This window comes from Clostridium sp. SM-530-WT-3G, assembly GCF_012843905.1.
In the GTDB taxonomy this organism is placed as follows: Bacteria; Bacillota; Clostridia; order Clostridiales; family Clostridiaceae; genus Clostridium.
Genome location: NZ_JABAGC010000026.1, coordinates 17600 through 30668, shown reverse-complemented (window position 1 = coordinate 30668; position 13069 = coordinate 17600). Strand labels below are relative to the sequence as shown.

The 13069-nt window shown below is 27.8% G+C and carries 13 protein-coding genes; 1 reads left to right on the top strand and 12 read right to left on the bottom strand.

Annotated elements, in window-relative coordinates; all coding sequences use genetic code 11:
* Positions 1–67: 67 nt before the first annotated feature.
* The 6 genes from HF850_RS10165 to HF850_RS10140 all read right to left on the bottom strand — a co-directional run bounded on the left by HF850_RS10165 (position 68) and on the right by HF850_RS10140 (position 5171).
* On the bottom strand, positions 68–793 hold the full coding sequence (locus tag HF850_RS10165) for a transglutaminase domain-containing protein (RefSeq protein ID WP_169105330.1): 726 nt from the start codon (positions 791–793) through the stop codon (positions 68–70).
* 38 nt (positions 794–831) lie between these two features.
* On the bottom strand, positions 832–1017 hold the full coding sequence (locus tag HF850_RS10160; protein ID WP_169105329.1) for a hypothetical protein: 186 nt from the start codon (positions 1015–1017) through the stop codon (positions 832–834).
* Between the two features lie 84 nt (positions 1018–1101).
* Entirely contained in the window at positions 1102–1758 is a 657-nt protein-coding gene (locus HF850_RS10155) for an HAD family phosphatase (RefSeq protein ID WP_169105328.1), read from the bottom strand.
* Positions 1759–2048: 290 nt separating this feature from the next.
* A complete protein-coding gene (locus HF850_RS10150) occupies positions 2049–3218 on the bottom strand; it encodes an AI-2E family transporter (protein ID WP_169105327.1) in 1170 nt (389 codons plus the stop codon).
* Between the two features lie 296 nt (positions 3219–3514).
* Positions 3515–4135, bottom strand: a complete 621-nt coding sequence (gene udk / locus HF850_RS10145) for a uridine kinase (RefSeq protein ID WP_169105326.1) — start codon at positions 4133–4135, stop codon at positions 3515–3517.
* 238 nt (positions 4136–4373) lie between these two features.
* Complete coding sequence (locus tag HF850_RS10140) at positions 4374–5171, bottom strand: hypothetical protein (RefSeq protein WP_169105325.1); 798 nt, start codon at positions 5169–5171, stop codon at positions 4374–4376.
* A 280-nt stretch (positions 5172–5451) separates the two neighbouring features.
* On the opposite strand from HF850_RS10140, the gene HF850_RS10135 reads away from it, so the two are divergent.
* Positions 5452–5604: a hypothetical protein gene (locus tag HF850_RS10135; protein WP_169105324.1), complete on the top strand. Its 153-nt coding sequence runs from the start codon at positions 5452–5454 to the stop codon at positions 5602–5604.
* A 230-nt stretch (positions 5605–5834) separates the two neighbouring features.
* Here the strand turns inward: HF850_RS10135 and HF850_RS10130 are convergent, their stop codons facing one another.
* The 6 genes from HF850_RS10130 to glpK form a co-directional block, all read right to left on the bottom strand.
* On the bottom strand, positions 5835–5993 hold the full coding sequence (locus HF850_RS10130; RefSeq protein ID WP_169105323.1) for a zinc-ribbon domain-containing protein: 159 nt from the start codon (positions 5991–5993) through the stop codon (positions 5835–5837).
* Between the two features lie 161 nt (positions 5994–6154).
* The gene (locus tag HF850_RS10125) at positions 6155–7843 is read right to left on the bottom strand and encodes a cell shape-determining protein (protein WP_169105322.1); all 1689 of its coding nucleotides are present in this window, start codon (positions 7841–7843) and stop codon (positions 6155–6157) included.
* Positions 7844–8040: 197 nt separating this feature from the next.
* Entirely contained in the window at positions 8041–8397 is a 357-nt protein-coding gene (locus HF850_RS10120) for a DUF1667 domain-containing protein (protein WP_169105321.1), read from the bottom strand.
* Positions 8398–8439: 42 nt separating this feature from the next.
* The gene (locus HF850_RS10115) at positions 8440–9711 is read right to left on the bottom strand and encodes an NAD(P)/FAD-dependent oxidoreductase (RefSeq protein WP_169105320.1); all 1272 of its coding nucleotides are present in this window, start codon (positions 9709–9711) and stop codon (positions 8440–8442) included.
* Positions 9712–9835: 124 nt separating this feature from the next.
* Positions 9836–11263: an NAD(P)/FAD-dependent oxidoreductase gene (locus tag HF850_RS10110; RefSeq protein ID WP_169105319.1), complete on the bottom strand. Its 1428-nt coding sequence runs from the start codon at positions 11261–11263 to the stop codon at positions 9836–9838.
* A 139-nt stretch (positions 11264–11402) separates the two neighbouring features.
* Entirely contained in the window at positions 11403–12908 is a 1506-nt protein-coding gene (gene glpK, locus HF850_RS10105) for a glycerol kinase GlpK (RefSeq protein WP_169105318.1), read from the bottom strand.
* Between the last annotated feature and the right edge of the window lie 161 nt (positions 12909–13069).

The following is a 13069-nucleotide window of genomic DNA, read 5'->3' as shown; positions in this document are numbered from 1 at the left end:
TTTAATATTTTACAGGCTATAACAGTAATATTTATAGCCTGTAAAAATAATTAAATTCTCAAATTACTTAATGATAATCATATGGTGCTTGATTATAATCAGATTCATTCCATACAAATCCTTGGCTTCTAAAGAAATTATCGCTTCTTAAAAAATACTTATTTTCCCCAACATAATCATTATTAGTAACATCTACATGATACCAAATATTATTTATTTTAACCAAATTCCATCCATGATTTATATCATTAAGCTTACCTAATGCTATCCTTGTATCGATTCCAGCAGCTTTAAATAGTTTGTATGCAGTCATACAATATCCCTGACATGTTGTGCTTCCATTTACTAATGCCAAATATGCATTATTATTTGTCAAAGTAGTATCATATGTAAATCTATTAACTAAATATTGATTTATAGCATACACCTTATCATAATCACTCATGTTATCCTTAATAATTGTATTAATAATATTATTTACTTCATTTTGTATGTAAACTTCTTGCTCTTTAGTTGTTCTATATTTTGCTTCAACTTGGGCATCCCTTCCAGTCTTTTTATAAACAAGACCTACAAGTGAAATATATAAATAATCATCTGCTTTAGACTTTTGCCTTATTACATCAATTACATCTTTGTTATAGTAATCTATTTTGAATTCTGAATCCCAATTATTCAAATGTTCAAATATACTATCTTTGGCACCTGGTATATTTATTTCAACTGCAAATACTGGCTGAATAAATAATAATATTAAAAGAAATGATATAATTGTATTTTTTATAAGTTTCATCTTAATTGTCTCCTCTTATTTCTTTAATGTAACTTATATTATTTATTTTCCTTATTTTCCCCTCTAATTCTCTCTAATCTTATACAAAATCCCTCTTCACCAAGCCTAAATTCCTTTTCAATATGAACTCCCTCTGCAGGTATTATTAAAAATAGTGCAAAAACTATAAGACCTAATATACAAAGTCCTAAAGCTTCAATTAATGATAAAATTAAAATACTCATTTTTTATTCCTCCTGCTTCATCTCCTAAATTTATTTTAATACTTCCCTATACCATTTTTTTAATCAAAAATATAATATATTTTTCTATTTACTTTCAAACATTGATTTTACTTCAAGAAGATTGTTGCATATTTTATATGATAATTGCTTTATCACATCATTAGGCCTTATCATATCAGGTACATTAATACTTTTAATTCCTGCATTATGTGCTGCTCTTATACCTGCTTCAGAATCTTCAATTACTATACACTCTTCTTCAGATAGATCTATACCTTTAGCTGCCTTTAAAAATATTTCTGGATCCGGCTTAGAATTTGCAACCTGGTCTCCACAAATTACATAATCTATCTTACCTAATATCCCTATTTCATTTAAATGTGAATGAGCCCTTTCTCTCCCTGTTGATGTAGCTACTGCTATCTTATAGTTATTCTTTTTTAAATAATCTACAAGCTCTTGTACACCTTTTTTTACTATTAATCCATCCCTTTTTATAGTATCTATAGATAATTTTACTTTGTGTTCATATATTTCATCAAAGGGAAAATCTTTTCCATATTCATTAATCATGATTTCTTTAATACTTTTAACATTATGACCTATAAGTTTAAGATAAAATTCTTCATTTATTTCATAATCATAATCTTCAAATACCTTCTTATACGAATTAAACGATATCCTTTCAGTATCTATTAAAATACCATCCATATCAAATATTATTCCTTTAATACTTTTCATTAGTATCCTCTCCTTTTCTCTACTTAATTATATTGTACTTATTATTTTCTAATTACTAATATAAATAAATTTATTATTTATATATATATTTTATCATTTAATAAGTTTATTTCCAACAACAGTAAATAAAGAAAATTATTTATTATTACTTTATGTATATAAACCACTAAAGGTTATATTTAAATTTTTATAAAAAATACCTTACAAATGTTAAGAGGAGTAAACTTCCATAACAATTGAAATTTACTCCTCTTAAGTATTTAAAATCATTTCTATATTATCTTTTATAATTAATAATAATCTTTAGTATCTGTTTTAAGTCCCTTTTTCTTTAATCTCGCTTCTACAATTTCTTTAAGAAGTGAATAAATTACTGCAAATAAAGGCACTCCTATTATCATTCCTACAAGACCAAGGAACTTTCCAGCTACAAGTATTGCAAAAAGAATCCAGAATGCTGAAATTCCTATTGAATCTCCTAAAATCTTTGGTCCTATAACATTTCCATCAAGCTGTTGTATAACAAGTATTATCACTAGGAACCAAACAGCTTTAATAGGCGATAAGAATAATATAATTATGAATGAAGGTATAGCTCCAATAAATGGTCCAAAGAATGGAATTATATTTGTTATACCTACAATTACAGAAATAAGTATTGTATAAGGCATCTTACATATAGTTAATATAAAGAAGGTTAAAACACCTATTATGAATGAATCAACTATTTTTCCTACAAGGAATTTACCAAAAGTCATATTACTTCTATCAGTTATTTCAATTGTTTTTTCTGCCGCATAGCCTGGTAGAATAGCATATACTAACTTCTTAGTTAATGCGCAGAACTTCTCTTTATCTAGCAATAAATACATAGAAATAATAATTCCTAATACTATATTCCATATACTTGATGCTATACGTGTAACAACTGTTCCTAAAACAGGTAATAAATTTGAAGCAAACTTAATCATATATTCTATATACTTATTGAAATTTTCATTTATTAGCTCCATATTTTCTTTTCCTAGATTTAAATTAGTCAATGTTTCGTTTATAAATCTAGTAGTTTCATTTATATACATAGGTATATCGTTAGCCAGCCCTATTAAACTTTCCATAAGTTGTGGCAAGACAAACATTATGAATAAATATATCACAAAAAATGTAGTAACATATGTAATAAGTAATGAGATTATTCTTCTACTCTTACTTTTTAATCCAAGTTTTTTACATACAGAATCACTTATTACTTTATTCTCAAAAAATTTTAGTACAAAATTTAATATATATGCAATAGAAAATCCCATAATAAATGGTTCAAAAATACCTATTGCACCACTTATTTTACTTAAAACTATGCCAAGCTGAGATAGCGATAAATAAAATAATATTACTGCACAGGCCACTATAAACACATAAGCAGCAATAGTAGTGTATTTATTATTCCATTCAATTTTCATAAAACACCCTCTTTTAACATATTTTTTATATTGTATTTTTATAAATCATTTCTGTTCTTATTATAATTTATTAATGAATAAATTACCAATATTTTATGTACGAATATATTACTTTTTTATTACTTATTTATTAAAATTGACAGTTATAATTCTTTTATTCACTTTTAGAGAAAATTATTTATTAACATGTTAAATATAATTTAAATTTATCATCAAATCCATATTAACTAATAAATATAAAAATTAAAAATCGGCTACGATTTTTTCATAAGCCGATTTAAATATGTACTAATATTTTAGTGTTCTACTATGAAGTTCTTTATTTTTTCAAGAAGCATATTTAATGCTACATTATTAGCTCCACCTTCTGGAATGATTATATCTGCTCTCTTCTTGCTTGGATCAACAAATTCTTCATGCATAGGTTTTACTGTACCTAAATATTGAGTAACTACAGAATCAAGATCTCTGCCTCTTTCTTTAACGTCTCTTAATAATCTTCTTATTATTCTTACATCAGCATCAGTATCTACAAATACTTTAATATCCATTAAATCACATAATTGCTTGTTTTCAAATATTAATATACCTTCAACAATAATTACTTTTGCAGGTTTTACTTCAACTGTTTCTTCTAATCTTGTATGTTCGACAAAAGAATAAACTGGATGATTTATTGATTTTCCTTGTTTTAAACTTATAAGCTGCTCTATTAAAAGATCTGTATCAAATGAGTCTGGATGGTCATAATTAAGTTTTTTACGTTCTTCTAAAGGAATTTGATTATTAGCCTTATAGTAATAATCATGACAAAGAATAACAACTTCTTCACCAAAAACATCTTTAATCTTTTGAGCTATTGTAGTTTTACCCGAACCACTTCCTCCAGCTATACCTATTATCATTACATCTTCCATAATTTCCTCCATATTAATTAATATTATATTTAAATATATTTATCTCAAATGTATAAATACAAATATTTAGTATGTATAAACATGTAAATTCTATAACAGATTCTTCTTATAAAAAAATACACTTATATGATTTTATTATATATTGTGCAAAAAAACAACTCCTATTAATTATTAGTCTAATAAAATACTTGACTTTAATAGAAGTTTTTAACAAATTATTTATATATTTGTATTAAGTTTATAAAACATTATTTTGTAAATCTGATGATTTCTTATATAAATATACAGTTAGCTTGTCCTCATTTCCTCTTCTATTACTCTTTAATACAACTGTATCTGTTTTTTCTCCATCATTATTTTCTTCATCAAAAAATTCAATAGCTCTATTAACTTTTTTTATTTCCCCCTCTTCATTTTTACATACCAATGAAAATTCACCATTTATATCCTTACAGTAATCCTTTACTTTTTTCTTTAAATTTAAATCTTCTTCAATATTATTCTCCTCTACTGTAATATTATCTGTACATTTTTCTTTAGTGCTTACTGTCTTAGTTGTTTTCATTTTACTTATTACGTATTCAATTTTTGTTATAAATACCTCGTATTTTTCTATCATGTATATTAACTTTTCGTATTCCATTATATCTTCTCCGTATCTTTCTTTAAATTCTTCAACTAAACCCTGTATTTTTCCCTTATCATAAATACCTTTATAAGCAAGATCTTTTCCTAAAATATTAACTATTGAATTTATGTTTCTGTATTTAATAAATTGAAGCATTTTAACCAAGAACACTACTGAAACTATACAGCATAGCATAGATATAACTGGAAAATTTATTAATATCACACTTAGAAACATCAATAACATAAAATTACGATTTGCATCTTTGTATTTTTCAATGCCGTCTAATAATTCTGGACTATATGAAAATATTTTATCCATCATTAACTTTTTATTCTGCCTGTTAATACTCTTATCCTTATCTCTACTAACCTTTTTTATAAGTTTTTTCACAAGGTTTTTTTTCATCTTTCAACCTCCTCTTTTTGTAATTATTTACTTTATTTTACATCTAATGCTGTTTATTATCAACGTTTCTATTTTGTTATATATTTATGTTTTTCCTCATATTAATTTAAACTTCAATTTGAAGTGCAATATTTGTATATCAATTATTTTATTATTTTGTCTCTTTTACTCTTTATTTTGGTTGTAATTTTGGTAATTTTTCATATTCTTTTTCAGAATAATTATGTGGTTTTAGGACAAATTAACTATGAATCTATTAGATTCGAAAGGAGAGATTATTATGACAAAAGACAGCCAACCAGATAATAAATATGCAAGAATGGAAAAGTGTAATTATCAGACACCTATAACAGAGGAAAATCATAACCATAATCCAAACTTAAAGAAACATTCTGTCAAAAGACAAGGTTTCCAAAGTGATCATATAAATTAAAAATCCATTAAATTTTTAATTTACTTTAATCTATATCAAGTTAAATTTATATTCTTAAAAATAATAATAACAAACAGCTAAGTCATACTGTTTTACAGAATACAACTTCTAAACTTTCATATATTAAAATATTGGTATAACATAATTTAGTATCTTTTTAATTCTATAATTTCCTGTAAAAAATAAAAGCTATAAGAGTAAACTCTTATAGCTTTAACTAACAATTTAAATTATCTATTGTTGTTTCTTTGAGCCTTTCTTGCTTTTCTGCATTCTGGGCATCTAACTGGATCGTTTTCGAATCCTTTTTCTTTGTAGAATTCTTGTTCTCCTACTGTGAATATGAATTCTTTTCCACAATCTTTACATACAATAGTCTTATCTTCCATTTTACAATTCCTCCAAATACAAAGACTTAGTTAACTAATACTTTCCCATAAGGAGAAATCTTAATATAATTAAATCTTGTTTTTATATTTTTTTCGTTCCTTAAGAACAATCTTAGTATATCACTAATTTAACACAATTACAATACTTTATTTTCATTTTCTTAAGAATTTTCAGAAGATTCTTCATTTTGTTTCTCTTTATGATTTTCCTCCTGTTCTTTTTCCTGCTCTTCTACATTTCCAGCACTTTTATTTATAAATGAATTTGTTATTATATATCTGCCAGAACCTATCTTTATATATCTTATTTCAACTATATCATTTACTGTTGTTAATGCCACTTCTCTTGATGTTTCTGTTGATACTGAAAATACATTATCAATTCCCTTGATTTTTATATCATAAACACTTGTCCCATCTTTAATAACCAGACCGATTCTCTCTACCTCACCAGTTATAATTTCTTCTTTATTTTCACCTTCAAGTGACATATTAGTATTAGTTAATCCTTCAAGATATTTATTAAGACTACTTTGAAGGGTATCTCCAACCCCTACTATATTATAATTCTTTACATTAACCATTGCATACTGTTTTACTAGTCCATTTGAATCCTTAAGTGTCATAAAATAAGTAGGTTCATTTTGTATATTTATAAGGTATGGGAATGTAGCTTGATATCCGTATTGCTGCACTTTACCTTCAGCTGATTTCATCCCAGCACTTTCTGTTGCTCCAGCAGTTTTATACATTTTTGTTTCACCTGTTCTTGTATCAGTCAATGTAAATCCCACAAGCGACTCATCACTACCAACAGAAGTTATGCCTGTATAATAGTAGCATGTATCATTGTTATAAATCATATTCATCCCATCAGTTGTTTGTAACTTATCTTTGTCTGTAAAATTAAACACACCATGTATCAATTTTCCCCATTTATTTATATATCTATTTATAAATTTTTTAGGTTGAATCCTATCTACCCACGAAGGTATATCTCCTATATCGTACACATGAACTTCTCCACTTTGAGCATCCATTATAAGAACACCTATAGCTTTTTCTTCTGTAATCCCCACAGCATTATCATATCTTGTAATTACCCAATATGGTCTACCATCATCATCTAATTCAAATGTAAAATCTGTATGCCCTGCACTAAAATCTCTTAAATATGCTGCTCTTTTTAAATCACTCAACATATATGATGAATCAAGATATTTAATATGAAGTTTTGATTCATTTAATTCTGTTATCAACTCAACATCATTTTGATTTGTAGCACTTACTTTAATATATCCCGAAGTACCTTCTCTATTTGTAAGCCATTTTAAAAATGATGAATGTTCTAGTGGTGCTACATAATATAATGAGCCGTTTACACTCTGAAGATGTAATTCTCCTATAGTAACCTGACTTCCAAGACTAGGTATCTCCCCTAGCTTTTTATCTGCAAGTTTTCCTGCCAGTTCTTTATCAATTATTGGTAGCTGATTCAAGTCTATATATTCTATTTCATTTGAAAATTCCACTTCTTCAACATTTCCAATTAAATTTCTATGGGCATTATATTTTATAACAGGACTATATATAACTGATAAAGCAAAATATATAAGTACAACCACTCCTCCCGATATAATATACTTTTTAGAACGTGTAATTATGCCATATCCTACTAAAGTAACAGTAAACAAAACACAAAGTAACGATGCATTAAGGCTTAAATCTAGTATTAAACTTCCATCCAAGAACATAATTAATGCCACAATGATATAAACACCAAATAAAGCTTTCATAAATTTACTTGAATTATTTCTAAAATTAAAATTAGTTTTTGTGTTTCCATTCATTCTTATCTCTCCTCCTTTTATGGTTTTTATTATATCATAAAAAGTTTTTATATACCACATTATAACCCTACATATTCCAAAATTTATTTATTATACATTTCATGTATGAATTAACATCACAAATATAAAAAAGATAACAGACATTCAAATTTTTCTAGTCCTGTTATCTCTTTTATAAATTTATCTCCATCCTTGTATTATTCTATTAAATCAATATTCTTAGTTGCTACAACATCTACTCCTGTATCTAATACATTCTTTATTATTACAGCTCCAATCTCAATAGGTGCTTTTACTATAGCTTTATTAATTTCATCCATACACTTAAAATTTAATTTCTTTGGAATAGGCTCTCTTGTCTTTACAGGAACTACTGGAAGTGATCCATTTATAACTTTTACAGTTGATGTGATTACTCTTACTGGATATGTTACTTCATTAATACCATATTCTATACCTCTTCTGCACTTATTACCATACACCGTACTACTATCCATATCTACTGTTAAATGACACCCATTGGGGCAGCATATGCAAATTAATTCTTTTTTCATACTAAACAACTCCACTTCTATATCTAAACTAGGATTTTTAAATTAATTGAAAATGAAAGAATTCTCTTCTTCTAACGATATTGTAATATCTCCGTTAATTTTACTTAATATGGCTTTTGGTAATATTATCTTTTCCATTTCAGATGGTGCTAAATGCTGTCTCTTAAATTTAGCTATTATTTCATCATTACATCTTACTACTAATGATTTATCATGATAAATGTTATTTACTCTCATAAATATTGTTAACTTATCATCTACTGCATCTATATTTAATCTTTGAGGCACAGTATAATTTATATTTATTCCATTTACTATATTTATATAGTGTTCTCTATTAAGCTTTCCTTTAATATATTTAGCTGCACATTTACCTGAATGTTTAGATTCTTCAGTAACAAAATCTACAAGATCATGCACATGAACTACATTACCACATGCAAATATTCCTTCTGATGATGTTTCCATACTTTCACTTACTTTTATTCCATTCGTCCTCCTATCTGGTTCAAGACCAGCACTATATGAAAGCTCATTTTCTGGAATAAGACCTACTGATAATAATAATGTATCAACATCAAATTCAATTTCTGTACCTTTTATAGGACGTCTATTTTCATCAACTTTAGCTATAACCACCTTTTCTACTCTTTCTTTACCTACAATATCAACTACTGTATGTGACAAATATAATGGGATATCATAATCATTAAGACATTGAACTATATTTCTGTTTAATCCATTAGAATAAGGACATAATTCAACTACAGCCTTTACTTCAGCACCTTCCAAGGTCATTCTTCTTGCCATTATAAGTCCAATATCACCAGAACCCAATATAAGAACCTTCTTTCCAGGCATATATCCTTCTACATTTATATATCTTTGAGCAGTTCCAGCTGTAAATATCCCTGCTGGTCTATCCCCTGGAATATTTATAGCACCTCTTGTTCTTTCCCTACATCCCATTGCTAATATTATAGCTTGTGCCTTCAATTCCATATAACCATCATTGCTATTGATAGCATGTACAGTTTTATCCTTTTTTATATCTAATACCATAGTGTCTAATTTAACTTCAATATTTGTATCGTTTATCATTTTTATAAATCTATCTGCATATTCTGGGCCTGTAAGCTCTTCTTTAAAAGTATGAAGTCCAAATCCATTATGAATACATTGATTTAGTATTCCACCTAATTCCTTATCTCTTTCTATGATTAATATTTTCTTAACTCCATTTTCATATGCTGTGTATGCAGATGCCATCCCTGCTGGGCCTCCACCTACTACTATTAATTCATAACTATTCATATCCATATCTTATTTTATCAGTTAAAGCTGACTTTTAAGTTAAGCTATACACTCTCAACTTTCAACTCTTAACTGCAACCTATTTCCTCCCCTCTACTGACATGTTTTAATATAATCCTATTTCTTACTTTGTTTTTCCTACCAATATATAAGATCCGTTTTTTTCAAGCACTACATTCTCAAGAGGAATATTATATTCTCTTGCAATTATTTCTTGAACTCTTGGCCCACAGAAGCCACCTTGACATCTTCCCATTCCAGGTCTGCACCTTCTCTTTATTCCATCTATAGAAAGTATCCCAAAACTTCTATGGATTGCATCTACTATTTCTCCTTCTGTTATACTTTCACATCTGCATATTATTCTTCCATACTGAGAATTTTTCTTTATTAATTCTCCTTTTTCACTACTTGATAATTTCATAAAATTAATTTGCTCTCTTTTTCCATTAAAGTTAGGATTCTTATCTAATTTACATCCTGCATTCCTAAGAATTTCAACAACCTCTATAGCAATAGCTGGCGCTGAAGATAATCCTGGTGATTTTATTCCGGCTACATCTATAAATCCTTTAATTTTATCATTTTCTTCTACTATAAAATCACCTGTACTAGGTTCTGCTCTAAGACCTGCAAAATTTCTAATAGTATCTCTAAAATTAACCTTATCTGTAGTTTTTAATGACGCTTTTCTTAATGCCTCCAAACCTTCTCCCGTAGTTCCTACATCCTCTTTATCCATAACATCAATAGCATCTGGACCCACAAGAAGATTTCCATGTACTGTTGGAGTTATTAAAACTCCTTTACCTTTTTTAGATGGGCATTGAAATATTGTATGACTTACTACTTTTCCCTGACTTTTATCTAGTACAAAATATTCACCACTTCGTGGATTTATCTTAAAATTCTCTTGGCAAATCATATTATGAATCTTATCTGCATAAATACCAGCTGCATTTATTACAAATCTACTTTCAATAATTTCACCATCTTTAGAATTTATCTTGAATTTATCATCTTTTTCAATTTTAATTACTTCCTTATTAAGTTTTATTTCTCCACCATTCTGTACACCATTTTCAGCCAAAGCAATTGTAAATTCAAATGGTCCTACTATACCTCCAGTTGGTGCAAATAATGCTCCTGATACTTCTTTATTTAAATTAGATTCTATTGCTAATACTTGATCTCTATTTAAAATTCTTAAACCTTTAACACCGTTTCTCTTTCCATTTTCATGCAAATTCCTAATTATGTGCATATCTTCATCATCAAATCCAATTACAAGAGAACCATTTTTCTTAAAAGGAACACTTAATTCCTTGCACATATCTTGAAACATCTCATTACCTTTTACATTATATTTTGCCATAAGTGTTCCATGTTTCGGATCATAACCAGCATGTACTATAGCTGAGTTAGCTTTACTAGTTCCCATAGATACATCTTTTTCTTTCTCTAATATAACTACTTTTAAGTTATATTTAGTCAGTTCTCTGAATACGGAAGTTCCTATTACTCCTGCTCCTATTATTACCACATCATACATATCATTTCCCCCTTTAATATAAAAAGAGCCAAGCACAAACTAAGTGTATAAAAATATATACACTATAATTATATGCTTGACTCTAAATCTCTTAATCACTTATATTTAATTTTAAATTTATATATTATTTTAAAATCAATTACTCATCCTCTTCTGCCCATCCTTTTGTTCTTTCAACAGCTTTCTTCCAGCCTTTATAAAACTTTTCTTTTTTCTCTTCATCTATTGATGGTTCATACTTTTCGCCAATCTCCCATTTTTGAGCAATTTCTTCTTTAGACTTCCAAAATCCTACTGCAAGTCCTGCTAAATATGCTGCACCTAAGGCAGAAGTTTCAGTAACAATTGGCCTTACTACTTCAATTCCAGTAATATCTGCTTGAAACTGCATCATCAACTCATTTTTACTAGCTCCCCCATCTACTTTTATGCTAGTTATTTCATAACCTGAATCCTCTTTCATTACTTCAATTAAATCTCTTGATTGATAAGCAATTGATTCAAGAGCAGCTCTGATAATATGATTTTTATTTACACCTCTAGTAAGACCAAATATAGCTCCTCTAGCATACATATCCCAGTAAGGTGCTCCAAGACCAGTAAATGCTGGTACTATATACACTCCTCCGTTATCATCTACTTTTCTAGCAAAATAATCTGTATCAGCTGCATCATTAACTAGTTTAAGTTCATCTCTAATCCATTGAATTATAGCTCCACCTACAAATACTGAACCTTCTAATGCATATTGAATCTTATTATCTATACCTATTGCTATGGTAGTAACTAATCCATTTTTACTATTTATTAATTTATCTCCTGTATTCATTAATAAAAAGCATCCAGTTCCATAAGTATTCTTAATACTTCCAGCTTCAAAGCATGTTTGTCCGAACAAAGCACCTTGTTGATCTCCAACAATTCCAGCTATAGGTACCCTTATTCCTCCAGTACCTCCAAGGTTAGTATATCCATATATTTCCGAAGAATTCTTTACTTCTGGAAGCATTAATTTTGGAATTTGAAGTTTTTCAAGAATTTTATCATCCCATTTTAATTCCTTAATATTAAATAACATTGTTCTAGAAGCATTAGTATAATCAGTCACATGAACCTTTCCATTAGTAAGCTTCCAAACAAGCCATGAATCTACTGTTCCAAATAATAATTCACCTTTTTCAGCTCTTTCACGCACTCCCTCAACATTATCTAAAATCCATTTAATCTTAGTTGCTGAAAAATAAGCATCTAATAAAAGTCCTGTATTTTCTTTTACATAATCTGAAAATTCTTTATCTTTCTTTAATTCTTCTACAATATGAGCAGTTCTTCTACATTGCCATACTATTGCATTGTAAACTGGTTCACCAGTATTCTTATCCCATATAATAGTTGTTTCTCTTTGATTAGTAATACCTATAGCAGCTACTTCCTCTGGAGTAATATTAGTTTTGGCTATTACTTCCTGTAAAACTCCATACTGACTTGACCATATTTCTAAAGGATTATGTTCTACCCATCCTTGCTGAGGATATAATTGGGTATATTCTTTTTGACATATATCTAATATATTCTTATCTTTATCAAAGATTATTGCTCTTGAACTGGTAGTTCCTTGATCTAATGCTATAATATATTTTTTCATAATAAACACATCCTTTAATTTATTTCACACTATTTTTTATATTAAATAACTGCCTATACAAAAAATACTCGTTAATTACATCTAATTATATATTATATTAAATATTTTCATATAAAAAAGCCAAACTAAACCAAGATAGCATATATAAACTATCATTGTTT